The organism is Pseudomonas izuensis, from assembly GCF_002356535.2.
GTDB classification, from domain to species: domain Bacteria; phylum Pseudomonadota; class Gammaproteobacteria; order Pseudomonadales; family Pseudomonadaceae; genus Aquipseudomonas; species Aquipseudomonas izuensis.
In genome coordinates, this window is record NZ_AP017423.2 from 3344671 (window position 1) to 3363323 (window position 18653).

13 protein-coding genes are annotated in these 18653 nt (G+C 59.7%); 5 read left to right on the forward strand and 8 right to left on the reverse strand.

The genetic code is table 11. From position 1 onward, the window contains the following. Nucleotides 1-3 precede the first annotated feature (3 nt). Genes LAB08_RS14915 through fdnG form a run of 3 tightly spaced genes read right to left on the reverse strand, consistent with a single transcriptional unit; the run spans nt 4 to nt 4682 of the window. Entirely contained in the window at nt 4-672 is a 669-nt protein-coding gene (locus tag LAB08_RS14915) for a formate dehydrogenase subunit gamma (protein ID WP_096511381.1), read from the reverse strand. Beyond that, nucleotides 669-1616: a formate dehydrogenase subunit beta gene (gene fdxH, locus LAB08_RS14920; protein WP_096511379.1), complete on the reverse strand. Its 948-nt coding sequence runs from the start codon at nt 1614-1616 to the stop codon at nt 669-671. The genes LAB08_RS14915 and fdxH overlap by 4 nt, the downstream gene beginning before the upstream one ends. Beyond that, complete coding sequence (gene fdnG / locus LAB08_RS14925) at nt 1617-4682, reverse strand: formate dehydrogenase-N subunit alpha (protein ID WP_147432534.1); 3066 nt, start codon at nt 4680-4682, stop codon at nt 1617-1619. 312 nt (nt 4683-4994) lie between these two features. On the opposite strand from fdnG, the gene LAB08_RS14930 reads away from it, so the two are divergent. The 4 genes from LAB08_RS14930 (at nt 4995) to LAB08_RS14945 (ending at nt 9318) form a co-directional block, all read left to right on the forward strand. Next, a complete protein-coding gene (locus LAB08_RS14930; protein ID WP_096511373.1) occupies nt 4995-6149 on the forward strand; it encodes a MalY/PatB family protein in 1155 nt (384 codons plus the stop codon). 216 nt (nt 6150-6365) lie between these two features. Then, nucleotides 6366-7223: an SDR family oxidoreductase gene (locus LAB08_RS14935; protein WP_096511371.1), complete on the forward strand. Its 858-nt coding sequence runs from the start codon at nt 6366-6368 to the stop codon at nt 7221-7223. Between the two features lie 106 nt (nt 7224-7329). After that, entirely contained in the window at nt 7330-7941 is a 612-nt protein-coding gene (locus tag LAB08_RS14940) for a Yip1 family protein (protein ID WP_096511369.1), read from the forward strand. Between the two features lie 12 nt (nt 7942-7953). After that, nucleotides 7954-9318 carry a cation:proton antiporter gene (locus LAB08_RS14945; RefSeq protein ID WP_096511367.1) on the forward strand — a complete coding sequence of 455 codons (1365 nt, stop codon included), beginning with the start codon at nt 7954-7956 and terminating at the stop codon, nt 9316-9318. Here the strand turns inward: LAB08_RS14945 and LAB08_RS14950 are convergent. The 4 genes from LAB08_RS14950 to LAB08_RS14965 form a co-directional block, all read right to left on the reverse strand. After that, nucleotides 9296-11218 carry a hybrid sensor histidine kinase/response regulator gene (locus LAB08_RS14950; RefSeq protein ID WP_096511365.1) on the reverse strand — a complete coding sequence of 641 codons (1923 nt, stop codon included), beginning with the start codon at nt 11216-11218 and terminating at the stop codon, nt 9296-9298. The genes LAB08_RS14945 and LAB08_RS14950 overlap by 23 nt on opposite strands. Nucleotides 11219-11288: 70 nt before the next feature. Next, entirely contained in the window at nt 11289-12197 is a 909-nt protein-coding gene (locus tag LAB08_RS14955) for a zeta toxin family protein (protein WP_096511364.1), read from the reverse strand. 127 nt (nt 12198-12324) lie between these two features. Next, nucleotides 12325-14604 carry an ATP-dependent DNA helicase gene (locus tag LAB08_RS14960; RefSeq protein ID WP_096515383.1) on the reverse strand — a complete coding sequence of 760 codons (2280 nt, stop codon included), beginning with the start codon at nt 14602-14604 and terminating at the stop codon, nt 12325-12327. Next, nucleotides 14601-16268 carry a VRR-NUC domain-containing protein gene (locus LAB08_RS14965; RefSeq protein WP_096511362.1) on the reverse strand — a complete coding sequence of 556 codons (1668 nt, stop codon included), beginning with the start codon at nt 16266-16268 and terminating at the stop codon, nt 14601-14603. The genes LAB08_RS14960 and LAB08_RS14965 overlap by 4 nt, the downstream gene beginning before the upstream one ends. Nucleotides 16269-16465: 197 nt before the next feature. Here LAB08_RS14965 and LAB08_RS14970 point away from each other — a divergent pair, with 197 nt between their 5' ends. Continuing rightward, a complete protein-coding gene (locus LAB08_RS14970; protein ID WP_096511360.1) occupies nt 16466-16690 on the forward strand; it encodes a YgdI/YgdR family lipoprotein in 225 nt (74 codons plus the stop codon). Between the two features lie 90 nt (nt 16691-16780). On the opposite strand, the gene LAB08_RS14975 is transcribed toward LAB08_RS14970, so the two are convergent. Further along, nucleotides 16781-18634, reverse strand: coding sequence for a polyurethane esterase (locus LAB08_RS14975; protein WP_096511358.1), 1854 nt, complete (start codon nt 18632-18634; stop codon nt 16781-16783). Nucleotides 18635-18653: the final 19 nt, after the last annotated feature.

Genomic DNA, 18653 nt, shown 5'->3' on the forward strand with positions numbered 1-18653 from the left:
TCGCTATCCCTTTTTGTTCAAAGGCATTTTGTTCAGCGGCGGGTCGGGACGCTCGTCCCGCGTCACTTCCCGATACCACAGTTCGTGGTGTTTCTTCGCCCATGCGCGGCTGACCCAGCCGTGCAGCATGGCGCTGACGGAACCCTTGATCCAGATGCCGGCGTAGATGTGCACGATGATGCTCAGGATCAGCACGAAACCCGCCAGGGCATGCAGCAGCATCGCCCAGCGAATGGCCGTGATGCCGAAATACGCACTGAAATACGCCCGCCAGATCACCAACCCGCTGAACAGCAACACCAGCATGCACAGCAGTAAAGTCCAGAACAGCAGTTTCTGCCCCGGGTTGTACTTGCCAATGGGTGGCACGCCCTCCTCTTCGTTGCGCATGACCCGGTCGATGCGTCGCAGCCACAATCGATCATTGGCGATGAAGGTGTTGGCGCGCCAGAAACGGAACACCAGACCAAGGAAAAACAGGAACATCAGCACGCCCATGAACGGGTGCAGGATGCGGGTCCAGGGGCCGCCGCCGAACAGGTTGCTCAGCCAGAACAAGGCCGGATGAAACAGTGCCAGCCCGGACAACCCGGCCATGAGAAACAGGATCGCCACCAGCCAGTGATTGGTGCGCTGGTTGGCGGTGTAGCGAAGGATCTGCTTGCGAATCATGGTCTGCCCCCTGTCTTCGGAGCCTGCTTCGGATCATAGGTGTGCACCGACGGATCGACTTCGTGCACCGCCGGGTCCGGGCCGTGTGGAAGTTCATCCTCTTCGACCACCTGCGGACCGACACGCACGTAGTGGAAGAACCCGGCCAGCACCGCCGCGCCCATGGCCAGCAGCGCCAGGGGTTTGCTCACGCCTTTCCACAGGCTGACCAACGGGCTGATGACCGGATCGCTGGGCAACCCGGCGTACAGTTTCGGCGTGTCGGCGTGGTGCAACACATACATCACGTGGGTGCCGCCGACGCCTGCCGGGTCATACAGACCGGCGTTGTCAAAGCCGCGGCTCTTGAGGTCGACGATGCGCTCGGCGGCATGTTCCTTCATGTCTTCCTTGGAGCCGAACACGATGGCGCCGGTCGGGCAGGTTTTCACGCAGGCCGGCTCCAGCCCTACTGCCACCCGGTCCGAACACAGCGTGCACTTGTAGGCCTTGTGATCCTTCTGCGAGATGCGCGGAATGTTGAACGGGCAACCGGTGATGCAGTAACCGCAGCCGATGCAATGGTCCTGATTGAAATCGACAATGCCGTTGGCGTGCTTGATGATCGCCCCGGGGCTGGGGCATGCCGCCAGGCAACCGGGCTCGGCGCAGTGCATGCAACCGTCCTTGCGAATCAGCCATTCCAGGTTCCCGGCATCGGTTTCGTGCTCGGTGAAGCGCATCAGGGTCCAGGTTTCTGCGCTGAGGTCCTGGGGATTGTCGTAGGTGCCGAGGTTGTGACCGACATCGTCGCGCAGCTCGTTCCATTCCGAGCAGGCGACCTGGCAGGCCTTGCAGCCGATGCACTTGGTGGTGTCGATCAGCTTCGCCACTTCCTCCAGGTTGCGCACCGACGAAGGCACGGTGGTGGTGGCCGAGCGGGCAATGATGTCTTGGCTGGCCATTTAGATTTTCTCCACGTTGACCAGGAATGACTTGGATTCCGGGGTCTGGGTGTTGCCATCGCCGAGGAACGGCACCAGGGTGTTGGTCAGGTAACCGTGACGCGTCAGGCCGGTGAACCCCCAGTGCAGTGGAATCCCGATCTGGTGCACCACCTGATTGTTGACCTGCAACGGCCGGATCCGTTTGGTCACCACCGCCACCGCTTCGATGTGCCCGCGCTTGCTGCTGACGCGCACGCGGTCACCGGCGACGATGCCTTTCTCCTTGGCCAGCACCTCGCCGATTTCGACGAATTGCTCGGGCTGGGCAATTGCGTTGAGCCGGCAATGCTTGCTCCAGAAGTGGAAATGCTCGGTCAGTCGGTAGCTGGTAGCGGCGTACGGATAATCCTTGGCCACGCCGAGGGAATCCCACACCGAATCGAAGATCCGCGCCGCCGGGTTGCTGGTGGCTTTCTTGTTTTGCGGGTGCAGCGGGTTGATGCCGATCGGCGTTTCGAACGGTTCGTAATGCTCGGGGAACGGGCCTTCGTTCATCTTGTCGACGGCAAAGAACCGCGCCACGCCTTCGGGGTTCATGATGAACGGATTCATCCCCGCTTCCGGAGGCACGTCGGCCTTGTAGTCCGGCACATCGGTACCGCCCCAGGCTTTTCCGTTCCACCACACCAGGCGTTTTTTCTCGTCCCACGGCTTGCCTTGCGGGTCGGCGGAGGCTCGGTTGTAGAGAATCCGTCGGTTAGCCGGCCAAGCCCAGGCCCAGCCCTGATGCTGGTGCATGCCGAACGGATCATTGTTATCGCGCCGGGCCATCTGGTTGCCCGCTTCGGTCCAGCTGCCGCAGAAAATCCAGCAACCGGAGGCCGTGCTGCCGTCATCCTTGAGCTGGCTGAACGCGGCCAGTTGCGCATTGGCCTTGATCGCCGCGCCGGTGGCGTCGGTGAAGTCGGCGGCGGCACTGCCGTTGATTTCCTTGGCCAGTTCCTCCGGCGAAGGCTCGTCGGGAACCTTGTACGGCCAGGTCAATTTAAGGATGGGATCTGGATAAGCACCACCATTGGCCTGGTAACGCTGACGCAGACGCAGGAACAGTTCGGCCATGATCCGTATGTCGGTCCGTGCCTGGCCGGGGCCATCAGCGCCTTTCCAGTGCCACTGCAGCCAACGGCTGCTGTTGACCAGCGAACCGTCTTCTTCGGCGAAACACGTGGTGGGCAGGCGGATCACTTCGGTCTGGATATCGGCGCTTTTCACATCGTTGTACGGCCCGACGTTTTTCCAGAATTCCGAGGTCTCGGTGGACAACGGGTCCATCACCACCAGCCATTTGAGCTTGGCCAACGCCGCCATCACCCGGTTCTTGTCCGGCAGCGCGGCAATCGGGTTGAAGCCCTGGCACATGTAGCCGTTGACCTTGCCCTGGCCCATCAGGTCGAAGACCTTGAGGATGTCGTAGTTGGGAATGTCCAGTTTCGGCAGGTACTCGTAAGCCCAGTTGTTCTCGGCCGTGGCGTTGGCGCCATACCAGGATTTCATCAGGCTGACGTGGAACTTGCTGTAGTTCTGCCAATAGGACAATTGCCCCGGACGCAATGGTTTTTGCGTGCGTTTGACGATGTAGGCGTTGTAATCCTGCTCGGCGTCGAGGGGCAACGTGAGGTAACCCGGCAGCGAGTTGGACAACAGGCCCAGGTCGGTCAGGCCCTGGATATTGGAGTGCCCGCGCAAGGCATTCACGCCGCCACCCGGCATGCCGACGTTACCCAGCAGCAATTGCACCATCGCCGCGCTACGGATGATCTGCGAGCCGATCGAATGCTGGGTCCAGCCCAGGGCATAGAGAATCGTCATGGTCTTGCCCGGTGTCGAGCAGGTGGCGATTTCTTCCCAGATTTTTTGCATGGCATCGACCGGCATGCCGCAAATCTGGCTCGCCAGTTCGAGGCTGTAGCGGCTGTAATGCTGCTTCATCAACTGATAGACGCAGTGCGGGTCCTGCAGGGTCGGATCGGTCTTGACGAAACCGTCCTCACCGAGTTCATAGCCCCAGCCGGATTTGTCGGTGTAGAGGCGTTTGGCTGCGTCATACCCGCTGAAAATGCCATCCTCGAAGCCATAACCGGCCTTGACGATGAACGACACGTCGGTGTAATTGCGCACGTACTCGTGCTGGATCTTGTCCTCGGTCAGCAGGTAGTTGATCAGACCGCCCATGAACGCGATGTCGGTACCGGTGCGAATCGGCGCGTAATAGTCGGCCACCGAGGCGGTTCGGGTAAAACGCGGATCGACCACGATCAGCCGCGCCTTGTTGTGCGCCTTGGCTTCGGTCACCCACTTGAAGCCGCAGGGGTGCGCTTCTGCTGCGTTGCCGCCCATCACCAGGACCAGGTTCGCGTTGGCGATATCGGTCCAGGTATTGGTCATGGCACCACGGCCGTACGTCGGGGCAAGACTTGCCACCGTCGGGCCGTGTCAGACACGCGCCTGGTTATCGAACCCCAGCATGCCGAGACTGCGAACCACCTTGTGGGTGATGTAACCCGCTTCGTTGGACGCCGCCGAGGCCGCAAGGAAGCCGGTGGTCAGCCAGCGGTTCACTGTCTGGCCCTGGGCATTCTTCTCGATGAAGTTGGCGTCGCGGTCAGCCTTCATCAGGTCGGCGATGCGATCCAGCGCTTCATCCCAGCCGATACGCGTCCATTCACTGCTGCCGGGTTTGCGCACTTGCGGATATTGCAGGCGCCCGGGGCTGTGAATGAAGTCCAGCAGGCCGGCGCCTTTAGGGCATAGGGTGCCGCGGTTGACCGGGTGGTCGGCGTCACCTTCGATGTGGATGATGCTTTGCGCGACATTCTTCGCCGCATCGCCCTGGCTGTACATGATCACCCCGCAACCGACCGAGCAATACGGGCAGGTGTTGCGGGTTTCATGGGTATGGGCGAGCTTGAAGTGACGCACCTGTTCGGCAAAGGCAGGCGTCGGGGCCATGCCCAACGCGCCCAGGCTAGAGCCTGCAAGGCCGATACCGGCGACCTTGAAGAACTGACGACGGCTGAGGTCCATCGTGCACTCCTGATCAGGTGAAGATCCGGTGCTTTGCCGGATTTTTCCGGGCAAACACGGTCGCGGCAGACGGGCTGCCGACATCTCAAACTTTAGTCAACACACTGACAATCTGTGTGAAAACCGACCGTCGGCCGTTTGTCGAACCCTGTGGGAGCGGGCTTGCCCGCGATAGCGGTGGGTCAGCCAAGATCAATTTTGACTGTGCCGCCGTCATCGCTGGCAAGCCAGCTCCCACAGGGATTGTGTTGTTTGAACCGATTGGCGCTTATCATGGCCGGCATGATTAACCCCGCCTTCACGAGACCGCGCATGACTTTCGATTTTGACCAGGTGTTCGACCGCCACAACACCGGCAGCACCAAATGGAGCCGCTACCCGGCCGATGTGTTGCCGATGTGGGTCGCCGACATGGATTTCGCCGCGCCGCCGATGATCATCCAGGCCCTGCAAAAACGCCTGGAACACCCGATGGTCGGCTACAGCGTGGCCCCGGACAACCTGCGCGAAGCCATCGTTGCCGACCTGTGGATCAAGTACGCCTGGCGCGTCGAGCCGCAGGAGTTGATCTTCCTGCCGGGGGTTGAATCGGGTTTCAACATGGCGCTCAAGGCACTGGTCCAGCCACAACAGAATGTCGTGGTGCAGGTTCCGAACTACCCACCTTTACGCCATGCCCCGGGCCATTGGGGCCTGAACAAGGTCGAGCTGAATTTCGACGCACAGCCGGACGGCACCTACACCACGCCGCTGCAAACCCTGAGCCGGTCGCTGCAAGGCGGCGGTGCCCTGCTGCTGAGCAACCCGCACAACCCGCTGGGCAAAGCTTTCCCCCGCGACGAACTGCAAGCCATCGCCGACATCTGCCAGGAGCACGACGCCTGGATCATTTCCGACGAGATCCATGCCGAGCTGTGCTTCGATGGGCGTAAACACATTCCGATGGCGACCCTGGGCCCACAAGTCGCCCAACGCACCATCACCCTGATGTCGGCCAGCAAGGCCTACAACATCGCCGGGTTGAAAACCTCGTTCATGATCATCCAGGACCGCCACCTGCGCGAGCGGGTCAACCACGCCCGTTGCGGCATGGTCGACAGCGTCAACCCGCTGGGCCTGGAAGCCACCCGTGTCGCCTACAGCGAAGCCGGGCCCTGGCTGGCCGAGCTGAGCGCTTACCTGCAAGGCAACCGTGATTACCTGGTCGACGCGGTGCGCACCCGCCTGCCGGGCATCACCATGAACGTGCCGCAAAGCACTTACCTGGCATGGCTCGACTGCACGGCGCTGGGGCTGGACAACCCGCAGCAGTTTTTCCTCGAACAGGCCAGGGTGGGCTTGAGCCCCGGTTTGGATTTCGGTGATGACTGCAAACAATTCGTGCGCCTGAACTTCGGTTGCCCACGGTCGTTGCTGGAGGAAGGGATTGCCCGGATGGAGCGCAGTTTGCGCCACCTCAAGGCCTGATCCACCACAGATCCCCTTGTGGGAGCGAGCCTGCTCGCGAAGGCGTCAGCACAGTAACATTGCTGGAGACTGACACACCGTCTTCGCGAGCAGGCTCGCTCCCACAGAGGATTTCTGTGATTTCTGAAGTAGTGCAATCCCTCTGAAATCCAACCGAACTCAAGCCAAAACACCACGGTCAACCTTTTGAATCCTCCTTGAGCCCGGAGATCAATGATGACCGACTATCCAAAACCACCCTTCCCCAAACAACACCAGCCTGTCCCCGGCTCGCAACGAAAAATGGACCCGTATCCCGACTGTGGTGAACAAAGCTACAAGGGCTCGGGACGCCTGGAGGGCAAGATTGCCCTGATTACCGGCGGTGATAGCGGTATCGGCCGTGCAGTCGCCATCGCTTTCGCCCGCGAAGGCGCGGATGTCGCCATTGCCTACCTCGATGAGCAGGAAGATGCCGAGGAAACCGCGCGTTGGGTCGAGCAGGCAGGCCGGCAATGCCTGCTGCTGCCCGGGGACCTGGCGCACAAGGTGCATTGCCGCGCACTGGTGGAGAAAACCGTCGAACGCTTCGGTCGTATCGACGTGCTGGTCAATAACGCCGCATTCCAGATGACCCACGAGACCCTTGAAGACATCTCCGACGAAGAATGGGTGATGACCTTCGACGTCAACATCACCGCGATCTTCAGGATTTGCCAGGCTGCGTTGAAACACATGAAGCCCGGCAGTTCGATCATCAATACCAGCTCGGTCAATTCGGACATGCCCAACCCCACCCTGCTCGCCTATGCCACCACCAAAGGGGCAATCGCCAACTTCACCGCGGGCCTGGCACAAATGCTCGGGCCCAAGAACATCCGCGTGAACAGCGTGGCGCCGGGGCCGATCTGGACACCCCTGATTGTCTCGACCATGCCGCAAGAAACGGTGCAGAACTTCGGCGGCAACACGCCGCTGGGGCGCCCGGGCCAACCGGTGGAAGTGGCGCCGATTTATGTCCTGCTGGCCTCGGACGAAGGCAGCTACATCACCGGCCAACGCTTTGGCGTGACCGGGGGCAAGCCGATACTTTGACGCCGATGAAAAATGGAACCGGCGGACACCTCCAGTGCTCCACAGCTTATGAGCCCGGCCATGGCGAAATACGGCCATGGCGGTTTCTTGATACCTGGAGGTCGTCATGTCCGCACCTTTCGTCAAGCTGTTCACCCAACCGAACTACGCGTGGACGGATATTCGCAAGGAAGAGGAAGCGCATCCTCACCACTATCTCGCACATTTGCTCCTGCTTGGCCTGGTCCCCCCGGTGTGCCTGTATCTCGGGACGACTTATGTGGGCTGGAGTCTGGCGGAAAATGAAACGGTCAGGCTCAGTGCTGCCAGTGCGCTGCAACTGTGCCTGTTGCTATACGTGAGTATCCTGGTCGGCGTCGCGCTGATCGGGCTGTTTATCCGCTGGATGTCGCGTACGTTCGACGCGCGGCCAACGGTCAACCAATGCATAGGTTTTGCCGCCTACACCGTCACGCCGTTCTTCGTGGCGGGCCTTGCAGGCCTGTACCCCAGTCGCTGGCTGGCGATCCTGGTGCTGGGGGCTGCGTCGGTCTATTCGACGTTTCTGCTGTTCGTGGGGCTGCCGACGTTCATGCATGAACGCAAGGAACAAGGTTTGCTCAATTCGACTTGCGTCTGGGGCGTCGGGTTACTGGTGCTGGTCACGATCCTGGTGGAAATGATCCTGATTTGGTTCAACATGCTGTCGCCGGAATATTTGCGTGCCACGGTCGGTTGATGACCCGGGGCCATGAGCTTCATTGCCTGGGTCGCGGTGTTGGGTGCCGTGTTGCTGACACTGGCACTCACCTCGTCGTACCTGCGCTGGCTGCCGGTGACCACGTCAGCCGTGTGCCTGACGCTCGGGGTGGCCATCGGGCCGGCAGGTTTGGCCTGGCTCAGGCTGGATATCAAGGACGCCGCCTTCTGGATGGAGCACCTGACCGAAGTCGCGGTGTTGTTTTCCTTGTTTGTCTGCGGACTGAAATTGCGCCTGCCGCTCAGGGATCGCAAGTGGCGGGTGGCGTTCGGTCTGGCGGGGCCGGTGATGCTCCTGACCATTACCGGTGTCTGCCTGCTACTGCACGTTGCCTTCGAGCTCCCATGGGGCCCGTCGTTGCTGATCGGCGCGATTCTGGCACCCACCGACCCGGTGCTGGCTTCGTTGGTGCAGGTCAACGACGCCAAGGATGACGACCCGGTGCGTTTCGCGCTTTCGGGCGAGGCGGGGCTCAACGATGGCATCGCCTTTCCGTTTGTCATTCTCGCTCTACTGTTCCTGCAACAAGGCAGCGGCTCCTCCAGCGCCTGGCTGGATGACTGGGCACTCAAGCGCCTGTTGTGGGCCGTGCCCGCCGGTCTGTTGATCGGTTACTGCATGGGACGCGGCATCGGCCGCTTGACCCTGTCGATGCGTATCCGCAATGCCGACAGTACCTTCTCCCCCAATGATTACCTGACATTCGCGCTGATTGCCCTGGCCTATGTCACGGCAGAATCGGTATACGCCTACGGTTTTCTTTCGGTGTTTGCCGCCGGCTTGGGCCTGCGTGGGGCGGAGGTCAACTCCACGGGACATTTGCAGCCGCCGGCCGAGCACCTGGTGCAACCGGTCGTCGGTCACCAGAATGTCGAACCTGACGATGCCGTGCACGGCGATGTGGAACACCTGGAGGACACGCAGGTTGCCGCCGGGATCATGATCGGCGACATGCTGTCCTTTGGCAGTCTCGTCGAACGGGCCATGGAAGTGTTTCTGGTGACCTTGCTCGGGGTGGTATTGGTCAGTCACTGGGACTGGCGCGCGCTGGCGATTTCCCTGGCGCTGTTCTGCGTGATTCGTCCCCTGAGCGTCGCACTGGTGCCATGGGGCCGTTTGCTGAACGGCCGGCAACGATTGTTGATCGGTTGGTTCGGGATTCGCGGCATCGGTAGCTTTTACTACCTGTTCTACGCCTTGAATCACGAGCTTACGCCAGCGCTGGCCAGCCTGTGCACCGACCTCACGCTGTCAGTGGTCGCGCTAAGCATTCTGCTGCACGGCATCAGCACTCAGCCAATGCTTGCGCGCTATGAGCAGCACAACCGTCGGCTCACTTCATCGTCGAGGCAATGATTTCCACCAGGCTTTTTTGCGTAAAGGGTTTGGACAACCGTGGAAGTCGGGTCGCAAAACCATCCAGCCGCTCCGCAAAACCGGTGGCGAGGATGATCGGCAGGGTCGGGTTCATGATCTGGATGGCTTGTGCCAGTTGCGCGCCATTCATTTGCGGCATGGCCATATCGGTGATGACCAGGTCGAAGTGCTGCTGGTTTTCAAGCAACTGCAACGCCTGGGCGGCGGACTCCGCAATGCAGACGTGATGTCCGAGGTCTTCCAGCAACAGGCAGGTGCTGGTCAATACCAGGCTGTCGTCATCGACCACCAATACATTGAGCCGTGGAACCTGCGGTGCTGCCAGCTCCGGGCCCTGTCGCTCGGCCACCGATCCGACCCTGGCCACGGGCAACCAGAGTTCGGCGGTGGTGCCTTTGTCCTTCTCGCTTTTGAGTATGAAGCGCCCGCCCATTTGTTCGATAAAGCCATGCACCATCGACAGCCCCAGGCCCGTCCCCTTGCCGACGCCCTTGGTGGTGAAAAACGGGTCCATCGCCGAAGACAGCGTGGCGTCGTCCATGCCCATCCCTGTATCGGTGATGGAAAAACACACGTAACGTCCTGGCGCCAGCGTTGTATGCGGCTGGTCGAGGACCACTTCCGAGCGGGTGCCGAGCACGATGGTGCCGCCATTGGGCATCGCATCGCGAGCATTGGTCGCCAGGTTGAGAACCGCCAGCTCCAGCTGATTGACGTCGGCCAGCACCGGCTCGGGCTCTGGCGTAAAACAGGTTTCGATTTTCACCGTCGGCCCCAGGGAGCTGCGCAGCAGACCGGTGATGCCCTCCACCAGCTTCGGTATTTCGATGGGTTCGGCCTTGAGTTCCTGCCGTCGGGCAAACGCCAACATGCGCTGGGTCAGGGATACACCACGCAAGGCGCCCTGGGTGGCGTTATCCAGCAAACGGGTTAATCGCGGATCGTCGTCTATGCGTTTGCGGACGATTTCCAGATTGCCCAGGATAACGGTCAGCAGATTGTTGAAGTCGTGGGCAATACCGCCACTGAGCTGGCCGATGGCCTGCATTTTCTGCGCCTGGAACAGCGCCTCGCGGGTTTTCTCCAGGGCTTGCTGCGCCTGTGCGGCCTCGGTGATGTCCCGGGTGATCTTGGCGAAACCGAGCAATGTGCCGGTATCGCCCCAGATCGGGTCCACCACCACATGGGCGAGAAACCGCGTACCGTCCTTGCGCAAACGCCAGCCCTTGTTTTCGAACCGCCCTTCGCGCGTCGCGATGTCCAGGGTGCGAAACGGCTCGCCGGCTGCGCGATCCTCAGGGGTGTAAAACATCGAAAAGTGCTGGCCAATGACCTCTTCGGGCAAGTAGCCCTTGATGCGCTGGGCGCCAGGATTCCAGTTGGTCACACGGCCATCGGGGCCTAGCATGTAGATGGCGTAATCGGTGACGCTTTGCACCAGCAAACGGAATTGCTGCTCGCTTTGCTTGAGGGTTTCTTCGGCTGCCTTGCGATCGGTCAGGTCGCGGGTGATCTTGGCAAAACCCAGCAGCCTGCCCGAAGGATCGCGGATCGGATCGATCACCACATGGGACCAGAAATGCGTGCCGTCCTTGCGCACACGCCAGCCCTCGCCTTCGAAACGCCCCTCGCGAATCGCCGTGTCCAGCGCCCGTTGTGGCAAACCGGCCTGGCGATCCTCTTCGGTGTAGAAACGGGAGAAATGCTGGCCGAGAATCTCGGCTTCCTCATACCCCTTGAATCGCCTGGCGCCCGCGTTCCAGCTGGTTATGATGCCGTCGGGATCAATCATGTAGATCGCATAATCGACCACCGCATCGATCAGCAGGCGGAAGCGCGTTTCCTCGCTGACGCCCACTTTGCCTCGATCCTCGCTCATTGAGTTCTCGCATCAGAATTGTATGTCTGGAGTATGCGACAGATTAGCCGTTTGGACAGCCGGGCAAGCGCTATCGATTGACGTATTTAACGATGTAGGCGTTCAGCTCGTTATAGACGAAGTCCGGAACTTTCTCGGCAAGAATCGCCGCCTGGAACAGTGCCAACTGGCACTCTTTGATCATTTCATTACGATCGCTCACTGCGAAAACGTGGTTCTCGATAATGCTGGAGTACGCGTCGTACGAAAAATCGACCTTGGTTGTCGTAGTGGTGACTTTACCGTCTGCGGCTTTTGAATACGTGCTGTGGGCAACCTGGGTCCGCTCCTTCAGAGGCCCGAAACCGCGCTCGTACAGGTTGATCCGGGAGCCACTGATCGCCTTCGCCGCGTTTTCCAGGGCCACAAGGATTGCCTTGGCATGGCTCACGCTGGCATCCAGCTTCGACACGGAGAGAAATCTCTCCATTTCATTGTTTTGCAGACTTTTGAGCGCCCTTTTGAAACTCGACACGTGGGCAAACTCTTGAGTACAACCAACGATGTGGGTCTCGAATTGATACCCGCTGGCCGTCGCCAAAGGAGGAAAGGACACGAGGTCGATATTGTCGAAGGCTGACTCCATGATGATGTTGTATTTGCCGGTGAAGGCCTTGGTGAAGATCATCGTGCAGACCTCTCGCACAAACGACTCCGTATGTTCATAAGCATGCAAGACACCCTCTTTGATCATGTCTTCATATTGGGGGTGTTTCTTGCGGTATTGAGGCAGGTACAGCCGAACGTAATTGGTGTAGCGCTGCGTTGGCAGGAGGGCCTTTTCAAGCAGGTAGGTTTTACCTGAAGATTCCAACCCGACAACAGCCAGTAGCTTGGGGATGGGTTCCACCGTTTTGCCATCGAACAGCGTTGCGCTTATTTCACTGAATGCAGCAGTGACCTGGTCAGAGGTGTAGGTGTATTTCGATGTTTGCGACATGGTTTGATTTCCTTATCAAATAGTTGGGTGATCCGGTCACCAGCCCTATCAATAAAGTGTGCTTTCGCTATTTGATCAAATGGATGATTTGATCAAGGCATGTCGATGTTTTTTAAGGTAAAAATTCCTACCTCGCCGAATGAAAAAGCGTCGGTTCGATCGACCACCAGCGCGGCAACAATTGCCTGACCTTGCTCTCGCCAAAGCGATCATCGATCAGCATCACCACCCCTTGGTCCTGTTGTGTACGAATCACCCTGCCCGCGGCCTGCACCACTTTCTGCACACCGGGAAACAGGTAGGTGTAGTCGTAACCGGCACCGAAAATCGCGGCCATGCGGCCTTTCATCTGCTCATTGACCGGATTGAATTGCGCCAGCCCCAGGGTGGCGATGAACGCACCGATCAGCCGCGCGCCGGGCAAGTCGATGCCTTCGCCGAATGCCCCGCCCAATACCGCAAAACCGATGCCCTCGCCGCCTTCGGTGAACCGGTCGAGAAATTCCTGGCGTTGTGCCTCCGCCATGCCTCGGGACTGCGACCACAGGTTGATCCCTGGATAACGTTCGGCCAGTGACTGCGACACTTGCTGCAAATAATCAAAGCTGCTGAAAAACGCCAGGTAGTTGCCGGGGCGCTGGCTGAACTGATTGGCGATCAATTCAACAATCGGCGCCACGGACGCCTGGCGATGGGCGAACCGAGTGGAGATCCGGCTGACGATATGCACTTGCAACTGGTCGGCGTCAAACGGCGATTCAACGTCGATGCACACCGTATTCGCCGGAGTCCCCAGCAGATCGGCGTAATAGTGACGCGGACTGAGTGTTGCCGAGAACAGCACAGTACTGCGTGCCGCTGTCAGGCGAGGTCCGATGAAGCGGGCTGGCACCACGTTGCGCAGGCACAGCTGCGAGAGTTGTCGTTTGCGCTCAAGCTCGCGTTTGCTGATATCGAACAGGAAGTGTTCGTCGAAGAGCTCGGCCACCCGTCCGAACTGCAACAGGTCGAAATAAAAGCCCTGGAGCGTGCTGTCCAGTCCTTGCGGGTGATCGTTGAGGTAGTCGCCGATGCTGGCACTGCAGGATGAGAGTGCCTGGAGCAGTTTCTCCGGGGCCTTGTCATAAGCCTGATAGGTGCCCTGTTGCTGATCATGCAAGGCATTCCATTCGCGATTGACCCGCTGCAAGGGCTTTTTCAACGGCTCGGGGGCGGTTTTTCGTACAGCGTTGAGGGTCGCTTGATCAAGACTGGCGCTGTACATCTGACGGCCGCGCTCCACCAGGTTGTGGGCCTCGTCCACCAGTACCGCGACCTTCCATTGGTTGGCCTGTGCCAGCCCGAACAGCAAGGCGCTGAAGTCGAAGTAATAGTTGTAATCGGCAACCACCACATCGACCCAGCGGGCCATTTCCTGACTCAGGTAGTACGGACATACCCCGTGGTCCAGGGCGATCCGGCGCAATGCATCCTGGTCAAGCAGGTTCACTTCGCTGGCAGCCTGGCGTGCGGCCGGCAGACGGTCGTAGAAACCCTGGGCCAATGGACAGGACTCCCCATGGCAAGCCTTGTCCGGATGCTCGCAGGCCTTGTCCCGGGCAATCATCTCCAGCACGCGCAAGGGCGGTGCATCAGCACTTTTAAGGATCACCTGCGCCGCGTCCAGTGCCAGTTTGCGCCCCGGGGTTTTCGCCGTGAGAAAGAACACCTTGTCCAGTTGCTGCGGCGCGAGGGCCTTGAGCATCGGGAACAAGGTGCCAACGGTCTTGCCAATCCCCGTCGGTGCCTGGGCCATCAGGCAGCGGCCGGTGCTGACGGCCTTGAACACCGATTCGGCGAGATGACGCTGGCCCGGTCGAAAGTCGGCATGGGGAAACGCCAACGCTTGTGCCGCCCGATTTCGCCCCTCGCGATGGACCATTTCCTGCTCGGCCCAATTCAGGAACAGTGCGCAATGCAGCTCGAAGAATGGCTGCAACTGGGCAGCGCTGAAGGTCTCGACCAGGCAGGTTTCCTTTTCACTGGCGATGTCGAAGTACACCAACGCGAGATTGATCTGCGCGAGCTCAAGTTTGCAGCACATCAGCCAGCCGTAGATTTTCGCTTGGGCCCAGTGCAGTTGGCGGTGATTGGCCGGTTGTTTGCTCAAGTCGCCACGGTAGGTCTTGACCTCTTCCAGGCAGTTTTGCGCGGGATCGTAGCCATCCGCCCTGCCCTTGACTGTCAGATTCCGGTACAGGCCTTCCAGTGCCACTTCGCTCTGATAGCCCTCGCTGCGCCGGGAGGCCACGGTGCGATGCCCGACGATGCCCTCCAGGGCGGTCGGCGAGGGTGTGAAGCGCAGGTCGAGGTCGCCGGCCTTGGCGGTGAACTCACACAGTGCCCGCACCGCGATGCTGTAGCTCAAGCGCCCTGCTCCGCCCATTGCACGTAGCACACGGCAATCGGCATGTGGTGTTCATGACAGAACTCCAGCCAGCGCAGCTGGTTGTCCTGCAGGCGATCCCCCGGGCCCTTGACTTCGATCATGCGGTAGGTCTTTTTCTGCGGCCAGAACTGGATGAGGTCCGGCATCCCGGCGCGATTCGCCCTGATGTCGAGCAACAGCCGGTTGAACCAGTGCTTGAGGTGCTCGGCCGGCAGGCAATCCAGGGCTTGTTCCAGCAATTCGTCGTTCAGTACGTTCCAGAATACGAAGGGTGACTGCACGCCCCATTTTTCGACGTAACGCTTTCGGATGGTTTGCTGGTAACGCCCATCGTCGAGCTCGGCAAGACAGGCCTGGAACAAGTCAACCCGTCGCTCATGGAAATCCTCGTTGAGCAGGTCCGCCGGGCCGCGCTGGAACGGGTGGAAAAAGGCCCCAGGCAGCGGCGCGAAAATGGCTGGCCAGCAGAGCAGGCCGAACAGTGAGTTGACCAGGCTGTTTTCAACGTAATGCACGGGTGCCGAATCTTCGGCCAGATGCGCCTGAACGTAATACTCCACCGACATCACCGGGTCGGTCCGGGGCAATTGCAGCTCCAGACGCAGCATTTCCCGCGCAGACGCGCGTTTCACCGGCGGCCCGCCCAGTTTGCGTCGCAACCGGGGCAAGATGCGCAACACCTGCTGATGTTCGGCGGCGCTTTGTGGCGATTGTTCGGCCTGGGTGGCGAGCTCCAGCGCCAGCTCGTATTCCTCGCAGCGTTCCAGCACGCGGATCAACCGCTGGCGTGCACCGGGGTAGGCGCATTGACGGTACAGCGCCAGCGCCGTGGAGAAATCCGCCAGGCGTTCGCAGTGCTGGGCGATCTGGAACAGCAGTTTCTCACGACGCCTTTGCAGCCAGGGATTGCTCAGCGTCAACCCGTTGATCTGCTCAACGATCCCGACCACTGCCTCGCCAGCCTCGAAATGCTGCTGGCATTGGTGAAGGAACAGGCAGGCATCCACGTCCTCGCGGCTGCGCAATCCCCGGGAATCGGAGCAAAACTCGACTTTTTCGTAGGTGAAGATCCCAAGGTCGGCCAGCACGAATTCGGACCAGTCCTGGTAAAGATTGCCGAAAAACATCAGGCGCAAGCGATCGCACAGGTCCATGATGGTCAAACTGAACAAGCGGTCGTTCAGCGACGGGCACCATTGATCAAAGCTGCGCGTCTCGGGAAAGTGCTCGATCAGCGCCGGTAGCCACTCAGCCTTTTTGCCCTTGGGCTGGACGATGGCGCTGCCCAGGCATTCAACGATTTCGGCCTTGAGCAATACCTCGAACAGCGCCTCGACCGACAATGGTAATTGTTCATCGAGCCAGCCCAGTGCCACGAGGGGTTCGGCTGCGCTGGCGATGTCACCGATTTCGGCGTAATGCAGTTTGCTGCGCCTGAAATGAATGCCCTTGCGCATCACCATCCTGACCAGTAGTGCCCGGGATTCACGGGACAGGTCATTGAAGTCGGCAATGAACCGTTGCTCCTCGACGCTCAGCACATCGCCATAGCGATGCTCAAGCCAATCAAGCACTTGCATGAAATTGTTGAGGTAATAGAACGGATCGTCGAGCGGGTTTGCAGTCACGGGTAAATGGACCATGGCGAGCGAGTACTGGTTATGCGTACAGATACCAGCAACACCCTGCCCGGCGCAATCGGAAAAGGATGGGTGGAGGGGGCTGTCAGTTAATTTTTTCGATCCATCGAACTTTCTGCGTTTACGTGGCACCAACCGCAATAGAGGTGCTGTCGTGCGCGACAGTCGCAACGAATTTTTGAAGTGTTTTAGAGGCGGTTATGAACATCAAGACTCTGGGTTATCCCTTGGCGGCGGCAGCTTTCATGATGCTGACCGGCTGCTCGACGCCAACCGTTGTGACCCTGCAGAACGGCACCCAGTATTTGACCAAGGACATGCCGAAAACCAAAACCAAGGATGGCTTCTTCGAATTCGAGGATATTTCCGGGGCGAAGGTCAAGGTCAAGGCGGATGAAGTGTCGACGATTCGCAAGGAAGACTAGGGACCGAGTTATCGTTCTTCGCGAGCAGGCTCGCTCCCACATTGGACTGCATACTCCTGTGGGAGCGAGCCTGCTCGCGAAGAGGCCCTGTCAGCCGATCACAATCCCCGAACCAGACAAACCATCCAGCCCCACCCCGACCAGCGTCACCGAATCATTACCAAAGCTCAGTACGGTATCCTGCCCCACCGCCGTGGCATGGGCCCGCAAGTCGTCGTTCGGCGCCACGCCTTGCACCCCGAGAAACACCAGTTTGTCGTTCGCCTGATAGCCCAGCACCCGGTCGTGGCCAAACGCGCCGCTGAACAGGAAGGTATCGATCCCGCCCCCCGATTCCAACAGATCGTTGCCAGCCCCGCCGACCAGCACGTCGTTGCCTTTGCCACCGATCAAATGATCGTTGCCGTCGAGGCCGAACAACCAATTGCCGTCCACCTGTGCCTTGAGCGTATCGTTGCCCGCACCGCCGTTTACCGACGACACGTACTGAGTCAGCTGGTTGCCGGCCGCCAGCCCGTTGACGGTGACGCTGTGGGTCACGTCATCCTTGAACAGCCCCCATAAAAAGCCCGGCTCCTTGCTCACGATGCTGCCGATGTCACGGGTAATGCTGATGCCGCCATTGGCATCGCGGATGTACAGGTTGCCGGCACCGTCGTTGGCAAAATCGAAGTTCTTCACCGATTGCTGCAAATCCAGCACATTGTGGCCCTTGCCGCCCGACAGGATGTTGTAGCCACCGGCATCGCGAAAGGTGTCATTGCCATCGCGGCCTTCCAGATAGTCGTTGCCTTTGCCGCCCTGGATCAGGTCATTGCCGTCGCTGCCGATGATGAAGGTGCTGCCCTTGTGGGTCTCGGCATTGCGGTTCAGGTCCTGGACCCAGGTGTTGGCCCGTGCCGGGTCCGAAAGGTTGGCAACGACGATGGTGGAGTCTTTGCTGGTGAGGTTGTAGAACCCGGATTCCAGTACCCGGGTCATGCCGTCGCCATAACCGGTCGGCAAATGGGAAATCCAGGTCGGGATGTTGAGGATGGAAAACGGCAGCAGATTCCAGGCGGCCGACGCATAGTGGTCGTTGAAACTGACAATGTTATTGGTGGCCGAGGCTTGATTGGCATCGTGCACGCCGACCGATGACAGGTTGAATGCCGAGCCGTCCAGTGCGCGGAACACCGGATCGTTTTCGTAGCCGACGTTCAGCACCTTGTCGCTGCTGCCCTGCGTCGGCGAGGCATAGGCGATGTAGTTGGAATCCTGGAAGAAGCCGCCCCATTTTTCACCACTCAAATCCGCCAGGCTGTTGACCGCCAACCCGCCAAGGCTGTGACCGCTGACCAGCACATCCTTGCCGGACAACCCGTTGGCCTGGGCAAACGCCGCGACGTCGGCGAACAGCTTGCCGAACGCTTCACCCGCATAGTTTTTTGCGTAATCCTTCGGGCCCAATGCCGCCAACAAATCATTGATGACATCGCCGATGGAGTCACTGATCTGGCTTTCACGAGGGCCACTGGTACCGCGAAAGGCGACGCCGATTTCCGTGAGGTGCCCCTGGGCATCGTATTTGCCGAGGATTTCCACCTGGGCACTGGTGTAGCCGGCCTTTTCGCCGAAGAAGGTTCCCCGGGCATCGACTTTGCCGTCATAACCCAACTGTGCGGCGGTGACAGGTGTCCAACCGGCTTTCTTCACGGCGTCCAGCGCGGCTTTCTCCGAGTCGGGGTTCCAGGGAATACCGGGAATCGCCCCCTGGGAATCGGTGCCACCGATCAGCGCAGTCACCAACGTGGCGGGCAGGCCCAAGCCGAAACCATTGTGCTGGTAACCGGTGGCGAAGCCGTTATCGAGGTTGTGATAGGAATACAGCGTGATTGCCATCGCGTCGGTGAACAACGCTTTGGCGTCTGCTGTACCAAGGTTCTTGTAGTCGTACACACCCATGGGTATTGCCTCTCTCTTT